The sequence below is a fragment of the Haliscomenobacter sp. genome, from assembly GCF_041740695.1.
Classification (GTDB): domain Bacteria; phylum Bacteroidota; class Bacteroidia; order Chitinophagales; family Saprospiraceae; genus Haliscomenobacter.
In genome coordinates, this window is sequence record NZ_JBGSLK010000059.1 from 1 (window position 1) to 17,131 (window position 17,131).

Here is a 17,131-nt window from a genome sequence, read left to right on the forward strand (position 1 = left end):
TGACATCGACGAAGGTTCCTGGGACAACTGCAAACTGGCCTGGATTGCGGCTCGCCGCAACGTGCCTGATGCTTGCGCTGCTAGCTTCATCCAAAAAGGCTACGACACCAACAACAACGGCAAATTGGATCCGCTGCCAGCTGATGGCGATTGGACCAAAGCCGATGGCTTTGACCGCAACGGCGATGGTGATTTGGCTGACTTCGGTGAAACTTTCATTCTGAAGGGTGGCAAACTGATGTCTCCACTGGCTGATTTTGTAGAATTCTTCTGCTGCGACCTCGCTGAGCGTGTAACAGTTGAACTCTGGGGTGAAGACGTTTACGGCAACAGCAACTACTGCTGGATGGACTTGTTGATCGAAGACAAAGTGGCACCAACCTGTTTGGCTCCATGGGATGTCACCGTTTATTGCGATGACAAAAACTTGGCTTTGATCGATAGCAAAGTGACTTCTGCTGCTGTATTTGGTGACATCACCATCCCATCGGGCAACGACTGTGCTGCTTTGGATACCACCTACACCACGGTGAAAAGTTTGAAGTGTGGTTATGGCTACATCGACCGGATTTGGACTTTGACCAAACAAACCGTCAAAGGGCCAATCAGTGTCACTTGTAAGCAACGGATTAATATTTTACCAGTACACGAATACAACATTTGTTTCCCCAAAGATGTGTCTACCGATTGTAAGACGCCAATCATTGATACGATTATCACTGACGAATTGGGTTGTGACATCTTGTCTGTAAACGTTACCGACAAGCGTTACGATGCATCTGACGATGAGTGCTACAAAATCTTCCGTACTTACTCCGTGATCAACTGGTGCACTTACGACGATCGTTGTGGTGACCCACTGTTGCAAACCAACATCACGATCATTCCTCGCGATGTATTTGGCAACTATGGCAAAGCGCCAATCTATGTATTGGTTCGTGACCGCGAGCGTGGCGTTCGTGATGGCGTTGAAGAGTTCTACATTTCTAAGGACTTGATCCATGCTAACGCTGATGACATCCGCTTCACTCCACCTTACTGCTCAGTAGCTGGTGAATTCTACCACAGCTTCATCTATACCCAGATCATCAAGGTATACGACGAGACTCGTCCAGTAGTAACTGGTGACCCAGGCAAATTCTGCATCCGCGAGGGTGGCGATTGTTTGGCCAACATCAAAATGGTGATCACGGGCAAGGACAATTGTTCTGACAAAGTAACTTTGGAAACACAGTTCCTGATGATTGCTCCAGGTCAAACTTTGGATGCAAGCAAAATGATCCTGTACGCTACTCCACGCTGGAGCACCAAAGACTTGGGCAACGGCCAGTTCGAGATCAACGTAGCCAACTTGCCAGAAGGCAAGCATGACCTGATCGTAGTAGTACGTGATGAGTGTGGTAACTTGAGCGTGGCAACCCGGATTCCATTCACGGTTGAAGACTGCAAAGGTCCAGCACCAATCTGTATCAACGGATTGAGCACTGAACTGATGCCTGATGGCACTGGTGGTGGCATGATGGCCGTTTGGGCTTCTGATTTTGTTGCATCGAAAATTTACGACTGCAACGGTCAAGGACCAGAAACCCTGAATGGTTTAAAACTGGTGACCAAATATTCGATTAACCGGGTAGGAAGCCCAGTGGTATCTACTCAAACTGGTTTGAACCTGACTTGTGCTGACAAAGGCAAGGTCATTTTAGTCGAAATCCATGCATGGGACAATGCGGGTAAGGATGACTTCTGTGTCACCTTCATCGAAGTTCAGGACAACCGCAGTGTATGTGCAGGCAGCGCTTCTCCAGCTTCCATTGCTGGGGTAATTGCAACTGAAGGCAATGCTAACCTGCAAGGTGCCAACATCACTTTGAGTGGTGCTGCTTCTCAGAATGCAACTACTGCTGCCAACGGTGGCTATTCCTTCATCAACCTGAGCAAGGGTGGTGACTTCACGGTAACGCCACAGTTGGACAAAAACCACCTCAACGGGGTATCAACCTTCGACCTGGTATTGATCCAAAAGCACATCCTGAATGTACAGGCTTTGAACAGCCCTTACAAAATGATTGCTGCTGACGTGAACAACTCTAAGTCAATCACTACTCTGGACTTGATTGCCCTGCGCAAATTGATTTTGAACATCGATACCCACTTTGCGAACAATACTTCCTGGAGATTTGTGGATGCTACTTACAACTTCCCCAATGCCAGCAACCCATGGTCTGCTGCATTCCCTGAATTAGTGAGCATCAATGATATTGTCACCAATATGACAGCAAACTTTGTAGCAATCAAAATTGGAGATGTCAACGCCAGTGCAAGTGTTAATGGTGCAGCGAGTGCAGAAATCCGCACGAGAAGCAACTTCGAGATCAAGGCACTGGAGCAAAACTTGAAAGTAGGCAATGAATACAAAGTTAGCTTTCAGGCTGAAGACTTGCCAAACATCCAGGGCTATCAGTTTGCACTGAACCTGGATCAAAGCAAGGTTGAACTTGTGGACATCGAGTACGGCGTAGCGAAGGCTGAGAACTTCGGCATCTTCAAAAACGAGGGCATCATCACCACTTCGTGGAACAATAAATATGAACCGGGAGCTTTGTTCACTTTGATACTCCGTGCGAAAGCGGATGCGAAGTTGAGCAGCACCTTGAGTTTGAACCGAGTGGTATCTCCCGAGGCCTATGATCAGCACAACGAACACCTCGGGATAGCTTTGACCTACGAAGGGATCAGTGCTGCCGAAGCCTATGAGTTGAAGCAGAACACCCCGAACCCCTTCAGCAATGAAACGGTGATTGGGTTCACCTTGCCGAAGGCGACGAAAGCGACCTTAACGGTCAGAGATGTGAAAGGTGCCTTGATTTACAAAGTGGAGGGCAACTACACCAAGGGTAACAATCAGGTGACCTTGAAAAAGGAGCAACTAGGTGCCAGTGGGGTCTTGTACTACACTTTGAGAACCAACGACTTTACCGCGACCAAGAAAATGATTGTTTTGCAATAAAGTGATCAAAGTTAGCAAATAGCAAAGGGCGCTTTCCACTGTATGGAGAGCGCCCTTCGTTATTGACAGAATATGTTTTTTGATCAATGTGCAACACTGCCTTTCACCATTCGGTGAATATTGTACATCAATCCGATCGCCACAATCATGGTAACCGCCACTACATAGCCCAGCATAGGGTAGTTTTCCAAATGACCATCCGCAGCTTGGTGCACAATCATACCGGCTATACCCGAGGCAAAGCCACCTGAAATTTGAGAAATCGAAGCGTTAATGCCCATAAAAGCACCCCGATCCGCAGGTGCAGGAATCGCACTCACCAGGGCTGTCGACGAAATCATCCGCGAAGTAATGCCGATGAACATGATCACACTCATTAAAATGATGATCCAAAGAGGAGTTACCCCAAAATTGCAGTACACGACCACAATGATGATGGTGAGAATCGACCCCGCCGTAAATACCTTTATACTCCCTACTGAATCAGTTAAAATCCCAATCAATGGCCCCGCTATCATGGAACAAATGCCCGTTACCAAATAAATAATGGGCAACTGATCGAAGGTGACGCCCAGATTGTTGATGGAAAAAGCACTACCAAAAGGCATCAACATAAAGCCACCCGTTGCCAGCAAAATCGTACCCGCAAAACCTTGTAAATAACGGGGCTTGGAAACCGTTTCCCAAAGGTGACTAAAGGCCGAATTGTCTTTTTGTAAGGCCAGGTGTGCGTTGATGGGTTTTAGATACAAGACAATCAGTATGAACATCGGAATACAAATCCCTACAATCAGTAAAAATGGCGCGTGCCAATCAAACCGGTTAGCGAGGTACAAACTAATGGGCAAACCCAAAATCTGACTCACGGCAAAAGCCATTTGTACAAAACCCATCACCTTGCCCCGCATTTCAATGGCAAATAAGTCGGTGATGATGGCAAAAACAATGGAGCCAATCACCCCACCAAAAACTCCGGTAACAATGCGGGCCATCAACAAAAGAAAATAAGTGGGGGCAATCCCACAAAGCAAGGTGCCCACAATAAAACCGGCATAAAAGAACAGCAGCAATTTTTTGCGGTCAAAACGATCGGCAAAACCAGCAGCCAATATTCCCGAAGCTCCGGCACTAAAAGCATAGGCTGAAACAACCAGTCCAAACTGGGTAGTGGTAATGTTTAGTTCTTCCAACAATTGTGCACCCAAAGGGGAAAGCACCATAAAATCAAGGATGATGGAAAATTGCAGGAATGCTAAAATGGCGATTACAAACCATTGATAAGGTGTGAATTTTAACAATGCTGATGACATAGTAGATAGGGTGCCTAGGTGGTTAATCGGGTAGTTCCTCAATGAGAAAACCCATGGATTGAACAGCGAGTATGATTTCTGACCAGTTGGTTTTGTTGCTTACCGTGCGCAGGATGCGATCACAATCACTGAGATCCACGGTGGCACGGGTGACCAACCCAGCTATCTTGAGTTGGTTACAAACGCGATTTGCTTCCGGGCGTTTGTTGATGTTCGTTTTGAATACGCCAATCTTGGGTGGTGTTGGCGTTTGGGAAGCAGAACTCTTTGGGAAGGTGACGGGTTTTTTTGCAAGCAGATACATCGAAGCCGAATTAATTGGAACAAATATAGGACGGTTTCGTAAAGAATACAAATATTTCGATGTAGTTTTGATATTATTGTGACGAAACCGATATATTTGTGACATGAATAAAACAGTGCAAATAGTAAATGAATGGGGTGCCTTTGAAGCAGCTCATCCAAACGCTGAAATAGAGGAATTTTGTCGCTACTACCTCACCATGCAAAGATCCAAGTTGGACCTTGGTGAAAATTTTGCAGGTAAGGGAACTCCGCCTATGCCAGCTGCTTATTTTATGAAACTCATCGGGTACATCGCTCGATTGTTCGAAGTTTACATCACCAGGGCGTTGTCAGATTTGCCGGAAATCAAACAAGCTGAGGACTTTTTTTTCCTGAACAACATCTACCACTCTGGGGAATGTCGCAAAACTGAGGTAGCTCAGCAACAATTGATGGGAATTTCCACCGGAATTGATACCCTCAATCGCTTGTTGGCCAACGAACTCATCGAAGAAAGAACCGATCCCAGTGACAAAAGAGCTCGTTTGGTCAAAGTCACGGAAAAAGGAATTGAAATACTTCACGAGTGTTATCGTCGTGCTGGGGTAGTGAATAATTTAATCTTTCACGACCTAAGTGTTGATGACATCAAGTTGGGGATTCAATTGTTGCGTGGGGTAGAAGCTAAACATTCGGCTTTGGCCATTGATACACGTGAATTGCAGATTGTAGAAATGTACGAAAAAGTACTGGGGCACAAACCTGATCAGTGTAAGCACCAATAAGTGAATTTTAGTTCCACTGAGTTTTAAGAAAAGTTGAAAAGTTGAAAAGAAGCTACCGCAGCGTTTTTGACAAGGTCATTGTCTAAGTCGCTGCGGTAGCTTCTTTTCAACATTTCAACCCTTCAACTATTCAACTTCCAACATTTCTTTCATCGCACCCAGCAAGTATTGCCAGTTCTGCTCGCTGTGCTCCATCACTTCGGCGGAACGGATGTTGTCCTGCTCAATGGTGACCAAGGTGCCCTGTTCATTTGGCTCAAAGGTATAGGTAATGGTTTGGTAGTTTTCGGGCAGATCGGGCAGTTCTGCTGCGGCAAAACTACTCCAGTAATTGTACTTCATCATGTGCGGCGGATCGAATGCCAAAACGGTGCCGTGGTCTTCAAAGGTCTGTTCTTCCCACTCGCCCCGATAAATGATGGGCGTACCAACTTGCCAGGTAGTAATCAGCTCTGAGTCCCAAAAGAGGGTTTTTACGGATTCGGGTTCGCTCAGCGCCGCAAAGACTTTTTCAATGGGTGCAGCAATTTCCATACTGGTTTTAAGCACAAATGGATATTTCATCTGGATGATTTTTCTGACAAAGTTAATCCCATCCACTGACAACCCTATGGCAGTCGCACAATACCTTTTTTAAAACTTACCATTTATAAACATCAACCTGGTATTCGCTGAGGGCGATGTGATCGCATTTGCGGAAAGGCTCGTTAGTCGAAACCAGTTTTTGAATGCGCGACACCCGAAAATCCCGGTATTCCTCCCGCTTCCAGCACCAAGCGATCAAGTGCCAGTTGAGGGAGTAAAAAATGAGCCCGATGGGTTCGACCTCGCGGTAACTGGCCTCTTGCGCCGCATTTTCGTACTGCAAACGCAGGCTATTTTTGGAAACAATAGCTGTTTGAATTTTTGCCAAATAGTCGTAATCATTCTCCAGGCAACTCGGGCGCAGGGCTTGCACACTCTCGTGCATGTGTTCCATTTTGTCCTTTTGGGCACTTTTGAGCACCGCTTTGACCTTGTTAAGGGCTGAAGTGTAATGACGTCGGATCCCCTGATCGGCAAAACGCATCACCAGCGGTTCCATCAAAGACAGGGCATTGGCTTCTTCATTGCTGAAGATGACGGGCGGTAAAAAATATCCTTGCATCACAAAATAACCCTGGCCGGGTTCAAACCCGACCGGAATCCCAATCTCGTCCAAAGCTCGAATGTCGCGATACACAGTACGCACACTGATTTCGAAGCGTTGAGCGATGGCTTCGGCGCTGAGGTGTTTTTTGGATTGCAGGGCGGTGACAATGCCCATGAGCCGATCTACCCGATTCATGTCAATAGGATTTGCGGTGAAAATACCATGAAAATGCCAATGTAAAAAACGAAAAGTTGAAAGATTATTGAATTTACTCAAAATTATTTTGGTAAAAAAAAACATCCCGAATTTTGACTTCCATCAAAATCCGGGATGCTATAAAGGGAAACGGATAACAGTCGGGTGATTAAAAGTGATTCATAAATAAGCTCTTAATTGAGCAGTTCTTTACCAAAACGAGATTCAATGATGCTCTTCAGTTTTTGACGAGCACGAGCCAAACGGCTTTTGATGTTGGATTCAGAAAGGCCAGTTTGCTGGCAAATTTCTTCAATGGAGCGCTCGTGGAAGTAAAACAGTTGCAATACTTCACTGTCGCTTTCGGGTAATTGTTCGATGGCTTGGCGCAAGAAGAAGGAAGTTTCTTGCTTTTCCATGTGATGGGCACCTTCGGCACGAACGCCAATTTGGATGCCATCGTTGATTTCTCCACTTTCGGTGAGTCCTTTGCGGTATTGCTTGCTACGCAAGCGGTTGAGCGAAACAGAAGCAGCAATTTTGCAGAGCCAAGAGCTGAGTTTGGCATCGCCCCGGAACTCGGGCAAAGCCTGGAAGGCCCGCAAAAAGGTGTCTTGAAATACTTCTTCAGCGTCATCATGCGTCTGGATGTAGCGGCCAATGGTAGCTCTCACCAGCTTCTGGTGTTTAGCAATCAATTGGGCGTAAGCTTTCTGATCGCCACGGATCGATTGTTGAATCAACGCAGCATCAGTAATAAGAGTAGTGTGGGTTTTGGATGTAAAACTTGAAAAAACGGTTGTCATGAGTCGGGTGTTTAAATAAGATCCTTCAAAGTTGTTGGGGCAGCCCTATGTGGTTGCCCTTCTATGGGTTTCTTCAATATGGGCAACCACATAGGGTTGCCCGTACGGCGATTTCATAATTCAAATTTAGTCGGTGTTAGTATGACGGTAAATCCAGGTTTCACCGTTGGCGGTTTTGGGTTTATATTTGGCGGTTTTTCAAAAAAAAATGCCATCATTTGCAATAAATGACAGCACAATTCGGCAATAATTGCACCTAAATGCAAGATTTTAACTAAATTTTTGCAATCTTCTCCAAAAATTCTGCTTTTTTCTGCTTGGAAACGGGCACGGAATGGCCATTGCGGGTGATGATCTCGCCTCCTTCTCCGCGGATGTATTTTTTGATGTGATTGAGGTTGATCAGGTAGGAGTGATGTACGCGGAGGAAACCACAGGGCACCAACATTTCCCCCACATCCTTAAGGGGTTTGGACAACATAATGGTTTCGTTGTGGAGGAAAAAGATTTTGGTGTAACTGCCCTCACTTTGGCAATGTACAATATCGGCAACTTCAACAAAGGTCAAACCTTCGGACGTAGAAAGGGCAATGGTTTTGGGGGCTTGCTCCGGTGCTTTGTTCAGGTTTTCCATGACTTCAAATTGTCGCCAATCCGGTTTGGCGGTTTTATCCTTGGCTTTTTGGACGGCTGCCACCAATTCCTCGGTATCAATGGGTTTAAGCAGGTAGTCGAGCGCGCTCAACTTGATGGCTTGTAGTGCATATTGATTGTAAGCCGTAGTAAAAATGACCTGAAATTGGAGTGGGCGGCATTGTTGCAGCAAATCGATGCCATTGAGGTAAGGCATTTCAATGTCCAAAAAAATTACATCGGGCGCTTCTTTGCGCAAGTGTTCCAACGCCTTGCGGGAGTCGTTGTACTCAGCAATCACTTCTACTTCCGGGCAGTGTTTACTCAGCAGAGACGATAGTACTTCGGTGCAGTACAGTTCATCGTCGATGAGGATTGCTTTCATGTAATTTTTGTTTTAATGGAAAAAATAAAAGGCCTTATTCCAATGGCAAAGTCAAACGGACTTTGGTGCCTGCTGCTTTACCTTCGGGGGTTACCAAATCTTCAATCAAAATCGAAGCTTCGGTTTGATAAATCTGGTTGATGATTTGAATGCGCTCGGCAGTCACATCCATGCCATGCGATTTTTGCGCAGTGGCCGACTTGCTTTTGAAGGCTCGGGCTGCCTCGCGCCCAACCCCATTGTCTTCTACTTCTACAACTAGCGCATTGTTTTCTTGAAATACCCTGACCTCCAGGTGGCATTCTTCGCCAGGTTTGGCTTCCTTGTGCATCAATCCATGCCAAATGGCATTTTCTACATAGGGTTGAATGATCATCGGCGGGATTTCCAGACAGGTGGGGTCGATGGCCGGGGAGATTTTCACATGGTAGGTAAAGCGATTGACAAAACGCATAGATTCCAGTTCCATGTACAAACGTAGTGCTTCCAATTCATCGCGCAGGGTGACCAGGTTAGAGCGGGAATTATCGAGCACCAAACGAATCAAACGGCTGAACTTGGTCAAATAAGCTGAAGCCGCATCCGGTTCATTGCGTTGAATGAAACGATTGATCGAATTGAGGCAATTGAATAAAAAATGGGGATTCATCTGTGAGCGCAGGGCAGCCATTTCCACCTCGGCCAGTCTTTTGTTGAATTCTGCTTTCATACGTTCTTCTTTCCGGATCTGCCAGGTACGCAAGCGGTAGGCAGCATAAATGAGGCCTCCAATGGCCAGGTTAATCAGGGCTATGAACCAGGGGGTACGCCAAAACGGAGGTTTGATCACAATGTCCAAAGTTGTAATGTGTTTGCTCCAGATGCCGTCGCTATTCCTTGCTTTTAGACAAAATTTGTATTTGCCGGGTGGCAGGTTGGAAAAGGTGGCTACCTTATTTTGTAAGGGTTCGGACCAGGTTTTATCCAGGTTTTCCAGATAATAGCTGAAGTAGGTGTTTTCGGGAAGGGTGTAACTGGGTGTAGCGAAGGTGATGCTAAAGATGTTTTGATTGGGTTTAAGGACAATTTTTTCCTGCCAATTTCCAATTTGTCCTGCTTCTTTCCAGGTTCTGCCTTCCAGCCTGAAATCGGTGATGATGGGATTTAAAGCTGTAATTTTGCGCAGCACCGAATCGGGGTGAAAATAAATAAAGCCCCGTTTGGTGCCCGAACAGACCACCCCGTTGGGCAATAAGGAAAAAGCATCCAGCGTAGCGTCTAATTTTAAACCATGTCTTTCATCAAAATTACGGACTTCCAAGGTCCGTGGATCTACCATCGAAATGCCACTGGCGGTCGCCAGCCAAAGCCGCCCTTGCTGGTCTTTACCCAATCCCTCAATTTGGGAGTTGGCCAGACCATTCACTTCAGTGAGGATCACAGGTTTCCCATGGGGATTGATTGCGGCCAGGCCTTGGCGGGTAGACACCCAAATTTTGTCTTCAAAATCGCTCTCAATCCCGGTCACATCTTGTACACTGAAAGGAGAGCCATCTTTGTTTTTTACCTCAAGTATCCGTTTCGCCTTGCGGGTTTTGATGTCGTAATCAAACACCCCATCGCCCATGGTACACATCCAGATGTGGCGACGAGCACGGTCGGCACAAAGCATATAGGCTTTATTGGGGTCATCCTTGAAGTTTTCACCCTCTAAATAGCTCAGGAGATTGGCCTTGCGGTCGTAGAACAAGGGCCCAACTCCCCATTTGGCCAGCCAGATGTTGCCATCGGCGTCTTCTTCCATGTCCGGTACCACTGGGTCAAGCCAGACACCCTGGGGTGGGGGAGCACTTCGTGCGGGGGTAAAACGGTGATTCACAAAATCGGCTTCATATAAAGTGCCATTGGCGGTAATCCAGGTCTTACCTTTGCTGTCGCGTAAAATTTTGCAAGTACCTGCCAGTCGTTTGGGCAATTTGCTGGTTATGTCTTCCGATGTTTTTTTGACTGGATCATAGGCATAAACGCCTCCACAATAGAAAGAGGAAACGTAATATTTCTGATCCTTTGGCTCAAAAAACACATCAAATACTGAATTGTCATAGTCGTACACCGGGTGTGCTTCTATAAAGGCATGTTTAAAACCTTGCAAACGAGGATCGAGTTTGACCAACCCGGCAGTAGTACCCATCCACAAAATACCTTCCCGATCGGTGTAAGCGCAAAGGGCAGTCCCCGTAGGAAAAGAGTAGGGGTCGTCGGGGATGTGTTTGGCTACGTAAAAAGAACCCGTTTTGAGGTTGTACAAACCGGGTGTATTCAAAAATAAGTAGTCGGAACCAAACCGCGCCATACTTTGTCCCGCGGAAATATAGTCCTGGATGTAAATTTCTTTGGGCGGCAGTTGCCCCCATTTTCCGGTAAGCACATCGAGGTAAAAGAACCCACTGCCAAAGGCGGTCATCCACACCCGTTCTTTGCTCTTTTCATAAAATATTGCACCAGGCCCGAAATTCCAGGAGCAATTTTTGAGCGGATAGTGGGTGAAATGACCGTCTTTGAGCCGCAGACTAAACAAGCCATGATCGCTGCTGAGCCATACTTCGTCTTTCGATTTGGGCGTGCTGATGTATATTTTGTTGCCTTTTTGAGCGCGAAACATGATGGGGCGATCTTCAACAGGCACATCAGGAGGAGTGATGACGCGTTGCTTACCATCTGGTTCTACGATCAAAACTTTCGTATGCCCTGAACTAATCACCGCCCGACCCGTATGATCAAAAGTAATGTAGCACCCCATCCGAAAACTGTGGTCAACGGCCGTTTCATCGTCGAGGGATAAGGGGGAAAAATCGTCAGAGAGTGGATTGTAAATGTCTATGCCCTTGTTGTTGGTGACCCAAATTCGCCCTTGAGGATCTTCGCCCAGGCCTGTGATGGAGGCACCCTGAAGCGCATTTTTAACTTTGACATTGGGTAAATACACTTTGAATTCGCGGCCATCAAAACGATTTAAGCCATTTGCGGTACCTACCCACAAAAAACCACGCTTGTCGCACAGAATGGCACGCACTTCATTGTGCGAAAGCCCATTGCGGGTGTTGAAATTTTCAAAATGAAAATCCTTTTGCGCTACCACGCTGGAGCACATCAATAGAAAAAACCACAAACAGGTGTTTATTACAAAAGCTTTCATAGGCGTTGAACCATACTTACAAACCTACAAAATCGGAAGACTTTTGTAAAAATCAAATTGATGGATGGTGGGTTTGGGTTTATACTTGGAGCTTGTTTAGGCTCTTTGGCGAGAAAAACGGGGATGATCCTTCTCAACATCGGGTGATCACCCCCTCAAAATGCTTACTAAACCCCTATTTGTGAGGGTTAGACAAGGAGAGGGTGGGGGAGGTTGCAAGAGAATTAAGTCGTTTTTGAGGAAATGCTGGATTGGCTCATACCTCCACCAATTTCTCCTTCACCCGCTGCGCAATCAACTCCGCATGATCCCGCGTATTTTCAATGAACAACTTATTGATCCTTGCCCCGGCACAAACCACTCCTGCCAGGTAAACATTCGGCAAATTGGTTTCCAGTGTTTCCGCATTGTGTACGGGCAGACAATCCCCCTCTGGCTCAATCTCGATGCCCAATTTTTGGAGGAAAGGGTAATTGGGTTGGTAGCCCGTCATGGCGAGTACGAAATCATTTTCAATCGTAAACTCGCCCTCAGGACCTTTTAGCACCACTTCGTTGGGTCGAATTTCGAGCACTTCCGTATTGAAATACGCTTTAATGGAGCCTTCCTTGATGCGGTTTTCGATGTTCGGCAAAATCCAGTACTTCACTTTGTCGTGGATCGCTTCGCCCCGGATGGCCATGGTCACCTGGGCACCTTTGTAGTAGGTTTCCAAGGCGACATCGCAGGCAGAGTTGCGGGCACCAATGACCAGTACTTTTTGGCCAACATAGGGGTGTGGATCGTCGAAATAGTGTTTGACTTTTGGCAAATCTTCCCCCGGCACATTCAACAATCGTGGCGTATCGTAAAAGCCAGTAGCCACCACTACACTGTTGGCATAATAATCGCCCTTGCTGGTTTGGACGTGATAAAGGAGTTCCTCATTGCGCTCCATGGACAACACTTTCTCATAATACCGCATGTTGAGCTGGTATTTTTCCACCAGACGGCGGTAGTATTCCAGGGCTTCGCGGCGGGTAGGTTTGTCGCTGTGCGAGATAAAAGGGGTGTTGCCAATTTCAAGGAGTTTGGAGGTCGAAAAAAAGGTCATGTTGACTGGGAAATGGTACAAGGAGTTGACCAGCACCCCTTTTTCCAAAATCAAATGGCTGAGCCCAGCTTCCGCAGCGGCAATACCACAGTTTATTCCAGTTGGACCACCTCCAATGATGATGAGATCGTATGTATTTTGCATCTTTGCAGACTTCATTTTGCAATTCAAGAACAAAGATAAGGTCATTCCTGTTTTGCTATCCGCTTAAATTTGTGTTATGATTGAGTCCTATTTTAAAGCCTTTGAGGCTTACCGCGCGCAACATCCTTTTGATGGGGAACCAACAGCCTTGTACACACCGGTCAACTACATCATGGAATTGGGGGGTAAACGCCTTCGGCCTATTTTGGCCTTGATGGGCTATGAACTGTTTAACCCCAACTACGCAGCAGCTTTGCCCCTGGCCTACGCCATCGAGATTTTTCACAACTTTTCCCTCGTCCACGACGACATCATGGATGCCGCACCATTGCGGCGTGGACAAGCGACGGTGCACACCAAATGGAATCCGAATACGGCCATTCTTTCCGGTGACGTGATGCTCATTTACGCCTACGATTATCTGTTGAGACTGGACGCTCCAAGTCGCATTGCCGAGGTTGTGCGGGTGTTCAACCGGGTTGCCCGCGAAGTGTGTGAAGGGCAACAAATGGACATGGACTTTGAAACCCGTCAGGATGTGAGCATCCCTGAATACCTCAGGATGATCGAGTTAAAAACTTCGGTTTTGATTGCTGGTGCTTTGGAAATGGCGGGCTTGGCAGCGGGTGCGAATGCAGAAGACGTCAAACACCTGTACGAGTTTGGGCGCAATGTGGGCATCGCCTTCCAACTACAGGATGATATTTTGGACACCTTCGGGGATGCGGATGCGGTAGGCAAACAGATCGGAGGCGATATTGTGCAGAACAAAAAAACCTTCCTGATCCTCAAAGCACTTGAAATTGGCTCTGCCGATGATCGCCAAAAACTTGAGGCCTGGATGAATACACCCACGGTGGATGGCCCAGCAAAAATTGTGCAGGTCAAAAGTCTACTCCAGCAATTAAATATTCAGCATTTAGCCCAACAACACAAGCAAGAATTCCAGGATCTGGCTTTTGCACACTTACAAGCTTTGAGTGTACCTGAGAAAAACCGCGCAGCCTTGGAAGCACTTGCACATGGGTTATTGGATCGTGCATTTTAAAGAATCCGAAACTTATTTGTTTACTTTTGATTCATATAACGGAAACCAGTCCTTATGGCAAATACAGAAATCCAATTTTTAGAAGGCCCGCGTTCACGTTGGCAAGAACTCAAGTTTACCCTAAAAGTATTTTGGGAATTTATTCGGGGCTTTCGGGCTTTGCATTTTGTAGGCCCATGTATCACGGTATTTGGTTCAGCACGATTCAAGGAGGATTCTAAAGATTACCAAGCAACCCGAGTCTTGGCGGGAGAATTGGCCAAACTGGGTTTCACCATCATGACTGGCGGTGGCCCTGGAATTATGGAAGCAGCCAATCGGGGTGCTAAGGATGTGGGTGGCCGCAGTGTAGGTTGCAACATCCGTTTGCCGATGGAGCAAGGCCACAATCCCTACCTGGATCATTGGGTGACCATTCGCTACTTTTTCGTCCGCAAAACCCTGCTCATCAAATATTCTTATGCCTTCGTGATCATGCCAGGTGGATTTGGGACCCTGGATGAATTTTTTGAAACCATTACTTTGATCCAGACCCATAAAATTTTTGATTTTCCGATTGTCATTTTTGATAAAACCTACCATAAAGCTATACTGGAGCACATCCAAATCATGAAGGATTATGGGGCGATTAGTCCTGAAGACCTCAATTTGTTTTTGGCTACGGATGATATTGCTGAAGCGGTGGCTTACATTCGGGACAAGACCATTACTCCCTTCAATTTAAAACCAGAGCGAAAAGCTAAAAAATGGTTGGGTGAGCGGGCTTGAGTCGGGGGGAGTGTTTGAATTGATCAAAACTGCGAAACTTTCCGAGTTACTGGCACTATGCCCGATCGAAAACCAAGCGCTGATCAATGCCTTGTACTTGCCTTTGATGGAAAAATCCTCGGAGCAGCTGATCAACAATGTTCACATTGACGTTGAACTGTTAAAAATACCAGCGCGAATCCTGGGCCTGGTACTTCCTCAAACCCATACTGCCCATCCAGAAGAATCCTACGTCGCCTCTCCCTACGGACAATACGTAGATTATGGCCGCTATGAAACGGCACTGGAATTGGGTAAACTCCGCTGGCTCAATGTGCTGGCCAATCGGGTATTTGATGTGTTGGGAAAAATTTGCCATTGGGCCAAATTTGATCAAGTGGTTTTGGTCGACAACCTGCTGTTCTCCACCAACCTGTATCCGAAAAAGCCGGACTATAATCTCTTGGCACTACGCCAATTTTTACAAAAACACTTTCCCGACCGGGCCATCGTATACCGCTCCATTTGCCCACAAGTGTATCCTGAGTGGCTCGCCCAATTGAAAAGCAATGGCTTCAAAGTGGTATTTAGCCGCCAGGTGTACTTGCTGGATGCGCCTGGGGGAGCACACCGTCGCAAACGCGCTTTGGATATTGATTCTCGCTTGGCGGCCAAACAAAAACACCTGCGCTGGGCTTTTCTTGAAAATCCTGATGATCAGCAACTCACCCGGGTTTTAGACTTGTACAATCAACTCTATTTGGAAAAATACGCCCGCTTGAATCCCCAATACACGCTGGAATATTTAAAAAACCTGATCGAAGGTGGAGTCATTCAGCTCAAAGCCCTGTGGCACGAATCCAATATCGTTGCCTTTACCGGCTATTTTATATTGGATGGAGTAATGATCAACCCTTTAATCGGTTATGATCGCAGTTATCCGCAAAAAGAGGGATTGTACCGCTTGCTGACCATGGAAACCATGTTGGAAGCCGAAAAGCGGGGCATGTTGCTCAACATGAGTTCGGGCGCAGCCCATTTTAAACGTTTGCGTGGAGCTGAAGCCCAACTGGAATTCAACCTGGTGTACGATCGTCATCTCCCCTGGTGGCGGCGCTTGCCCTGGACTTTGACGCGGATTATATCAGTGCCGACGATTTGGTTGGTGCGGCGGTATGGACTTTGAAGCGCATACTACCGAACAAAATTCAATTTGTCAAGTACAAAAAACAAAAGGGAGCCTCTTCCGAAGCTCCCTCTTATTTTCCCAAGGTCTCAATGCAATTACTTCACTGCCTCCTCACCGTGCATGATGCGGATTTGGTGGTTGATGGATTCGTCGTGGATGGCTTTCAACACCACGGTCACGAATTCTTCACTCAAACCTTTTTTACCACCCTGCTTCACTGCCTTTCCAAGGATTTCATTCCAGCGGCTGGTTTGTAGTACGGCGATGTTGTTTTCTTTCTTGTATTCACCGATTTTTTCGGCAATTTTCATCCGGCGGCCCAACAAGTTGATCATATTTTCGTCGATCTCGTCGATTTCGTGGCGCAGGTCGTTCATGTGCTGCACAAAGATCGGGTCGTTGGAGTTGGGCTGTGGGAAAGTCATGGACTCGATCATGACCTTGTACTGCGCGGGGGTAATTTGCTGCGCAGCATCACTCCAGGCCTGGTCGGGCGTAGGGTGTACTTCGGTCATGATGCCATCGAAGTTCAGGTCCATTGCCTTTTGAGCCACCTCTTGCAACGTATCGCGGCGACCACAGATGTGGCTATTGTCACAGATGATCTGGATGTCCGGGAAATTGCGGCGCAATTCAATGGCGATCTGCCAGTGGGGAACGTTGCGGTACGTGGTTTCGCCATGGAAAGAGAAACCGCGGTGGATCGCCGCCAAGCGGGTGATTCCAGCATTGTAAAAACGCTCGATGCCACCCATCCACAATTTGAGGTCGGGGTTTACCGGGTTTTTTACAATTACCGGGATGTCGGTTCCCTTCAGGGCATCGGCGATTTCCTGAACGGTAAATGGGTTAACCGTTGTACGGGCACCAATCCAGAGCACGTCAATTCCGGCTTTGAGTGCTTCAAAAACGTGCTCGCGGTTGCCCACCTCAGTGGTCACTTTCAGGCCGGTTTCTTCCTTGACTTTTTTCAGCCAGGCCAGACCAGGTGCACCTACGCCTTCAAACTCTCCCGGGCGGGTACGTGGTTTCCAAATCCCTGCGCGGAACAGGTCAATCATGCCATCGCTGGCCAGCTCACGAGCAGTTTGTAGGACTTGCTCTTCGGTTTCTGCGCTACAAGGCCCCGCAATCAGAATGGGTCTTTTATCAGCGCGTTCCAAAACGGGACGAAATGTCATTGCCATGGTACAAGAA

14 protein-coding genes are annotated in these 17,131 nt (G+C 47.0%); 5 read left to right on the plus strand and 9 right to left on the minus strand.

Features of this window, described 5'->3' with window-relative positions:
• The coding region (locus ACEW9O_RS12980) for a T9SS type A sorting domain-containing protein (protein ID WP_373550596.1) at positions 1-3,007 on the plus strand (3,007 nt) is incomplete at its 5' end.
• 83 nt (positions 3,008-3,090) lie between these two features.
• Here ACEW9O_RS12980 and ACEW9O_RS12985 read toward each other — a convergent pair.
• Complete coding sequence (locus ACEW9O_RS12985; protein WP_373550597.1) at positions 3,091-4,317, minus strand: MFS transporter; 1,227 nt, start codon at positions 4,315-4,317, stop codon at positions 3,091-3,093.
• A 22-nt stretch (positions 4,318-4,339) separates the two neighbouring features.
• The gene (locus ACEW9O_RS12990) at positions 4,340-4,621 is read right to left on the minus strand and encodes a hypothetical protein (protein ID WP_373550598.1); all 282 of its coding nucleotides are present in this window, start codon (positions 4,619-4,621) and stop codon (positions 4,340-4,342) included.
• Between the two features lie 103 nt (positions 4,622-4,724).
• On the opposite strand from ACEW9O_RS12990, the gene ACEW9O_RS12995 reads away from it, so the two are divergent.
• Positions 4,725-5,387, plus strand: coding sequence for a MarR family winged helix-turn-helix transcriptional regulator (locus ACEW9O_RS12995; protein WP_373550599.1), 663 nt, complete (start codon positions 4,725-4,727; stop codon positions 5,385-5,387).
• Between the two features lie 126 nt (positions 5,388-5,513).
• On the opposite strand, the gene ACEW9O_RS13000 is transcribed toward ACEW9O_RS12995, so the two are convergent.
• From ACEW9O_RS13000 to ACEW9O_RS13025, 6 genes are all read right to left on the minus strand, one after another.
• On the minus strand, positions 5,514-5,951 hold the full coding sequence (locus ACEW9O_RS13000; RefSeq protein WP_373550600.1) for an SRPBCC domain-containing protein: 438 nt from the start codon (positions 5,949-5,951) through the stop codon (positions 5,514-5,516).
• Positions 5,952-6,027: 76 nt separating this feature from the next.
• Complete coding sequence (locus ACEW9O_RS13005; protein ID WP_373550601.1) at positions 6,028-6,714, minus strand: helix-turn-helix transcriptional regulator; 687 nt, start codon at positions 6,712-6,714, stop codon at positions 6,028-6,030.
• A gap of 194 nt (positions 6,715-6,908) precedes the next feature.
• On the minus strand, positions 6,909-7,520 hold the full coding sequence (locus tag ACEW9O_RS13010; protein WP_373550602.1) for an RNA polymerase sigma factor: 612 nt from the start codon (positions 7,518-7,520) through the stop codon (positions 6,909-6,911).
• Between the two features lie 274 nt (positions 7,521-7,794).
• A complete protein-coding gene (locus ACEW9O_RS13015; RefSeq protein ID WP_373550603.1) occupies positions 7,795-8,538 on the minus strand; it encodes a LytR/AlgR family response regulator transcription factor in 744 nt (247 codons plus the stop codon).
• Between the two features lie 34 nt (positions 8,539-8,572).
• Positions 8,573-11,713 carry a histidine kinase gene (locus ACEW9O_RS13020; protein ID WP_373550604.1) on the minus strand — a complete coding sequence of 1,047 codons (3,141 nt, stop codon included), beginning with the start codon at positions 11,711-11,713 and terminating at the stop codon, positions 8,573-8,575.
• Positions 11,714-11,969: 256 nt separating this feature from the next.
• A complete protein-coding gene (locus ACEW9O_RS13025; RefSeq protein ID WP_373550605.1) occupies positions 11,970-12,950 on the minus strand; it encodes a YpdA family putative bacillithiol disulfide reductase in 981 nt (326 codons plus the stop codon).
• Positions 12,951-13,026: 76 nt separating this feature from the next.
• On the opposite strand from ACEW9O_RS13025, the gene ACEW9O_RS13030 reads away from it, so the two are divergent.
• From ACEW9O_RS13030 to ACEW9O_RS13040, 3 genes are read left to right on the plus strand one after another with little or no spacing between them, the layout of a single operon-like run.
• Positions 13,027-13,998, plus strand: a complete 972-nt coding sequence (locus ACEW9O_RS13030; RefSeq protein ID WP_373550606.1) for a polyprenyl synthetase family protein — start codon at positions 13,027-13,029, stop codon at positions 13,996-13,998.
• A gap of 54 nt (positions 13,999-14,052) precedes the next feature.
• Positions 14,053-14,766 (plus strand): TIGR00730 family Rossman fold protein, encoded by a 714-nt coding sequence (locus ACEW9O_RS13035; RefSeq protein WP_373550607.1) that lies wholly within the window; start codon positions 14,053-14,055, stop codon positions 14,764-14,766.
• The gene (locus ACEW9O_RS13040; RefSeq protein ID WP_373550608.1) at positions 14,753-15,931 is read left to right on the plus strand and encodes a GNAT family N-acetyltransferase; all 1,179 of its coding nucleotides are present in this window, start codon (positions 14,753-14,755) and stop codon (positions 15,929-15,931) included. Before ACEW9O_RS13035 ends, ACEW9O_RS13040 begins: the two co-directional genes overlap by 14 nt.
• 98 nt (positions 15,932-16,029) lie before the next feature.
• Here the strand turns inward: ACEW9O_RS13040 and ACEW9O_RS13045 are convergent, their stop codons facing one another.
• Positions 16,030-17,115: a chorismate mutase gene (locus tag ACEW9O_RS13045; RefSeq protein ID WP_373550634.1), complete on the minus strand. Its 1,086-nt coding sequence runs from the start codon at positions 17,113-17,115 to the stop codon at positions 16,030-16,032.
• Positions 17,116-17,131 lie beyond the last annotated feature (16 nt).

Excerpts from the sequence above, each read along its gene's own strand:
- ACEW9O_RS12985 (WP_373550597.1), bottom strand. The coding sequence starts at position 4,317 with ATGTCATCAGCATTGTTAAAATTCACACCTTATCAATGGTTTGTAATC.
- ACEW9O_RS12990 (WP_373550598.1), bottom strand. The coding sequence starts at position 4,621 with ATGTATCTGCTTGCAAAAAAACCCGTCACCTTCCCAAAGAGTTCTGCT.
- ACEW9O_RS12995 (WP_373550599.1), top strand. The coding sequence starts at position 4,725 with ATGAATAAAACAGTGCAAATAGTAAATGAATGGGGTGCCTTTGAAGCA.
- ACEW9O_RS13000 (WP_373550600.1), bottom strand. The coding sequence starts at position 5,951 with ATGAAATATCCATTTGTGCTTAAAACCAGTATGGAAATTGCTGCACCC.
- ACEW9O_RS13005 (WP_373550601.1), bottom strand. The coding sequence starts at position 6,714 with ATGAATCGGGTAGATCGGCTCATGGGCATTGTCACCGCCCTGCAATCC.
- ACEW9O_RS13010 (WP_373550602.1), bottom strand. The coding sequence starts at position 7,520 with ATGACAACCGTTTTTTCAAGTTTTACATCCAAAACCCACACTACTCTT.
- ACEW9O_RS13015 (WP_373550603.1), bottom strand. The coding sequence starts at position 8,538 with ATGAAAGCAATCCTCATCGACGATGAACTGTACTGCACCGAAGTACTA.
- ACEW9O_RS13020 (WP_373550604.1), bottom strand. The coding sequence starts at position 11,713 with ATGAAAGCTTTTGTAATAAACACCTGTTTGTGGTTTTTTCTATTGATG.
- ACEW9O_RS13025 (WP_373550605.1), bottom strand. The coding sequence starts at position 12,950 with ATGCAAAATACATACGATCTCATCATCATTGGAGGTGGTCCAACTGGA.
- ACEW9O_RS13030 (WP_373550606.1), top strand. The coding sequence starts at position 13,027 with ATGATTGAGTCCTATTTTAAAGCCTTTGAGGCTTACCGCGCGCAACAT.
- ACEW9O_RS13035 (WP_373550607.1), top strand. The coding sequence starts at position 14,053 with ATGGCAAATACAGAAATCCAATTTTTAGAAGGCCCGCGTTCACGTTGG.
- ACEW9O_RS13045 (WP_373550634.1), bottom strand. The coding sequence starts at position 17,115 with ATGACATTTCGTCCCGTTTTGGAACGCGCTGATAAAAGACCCATTCTG.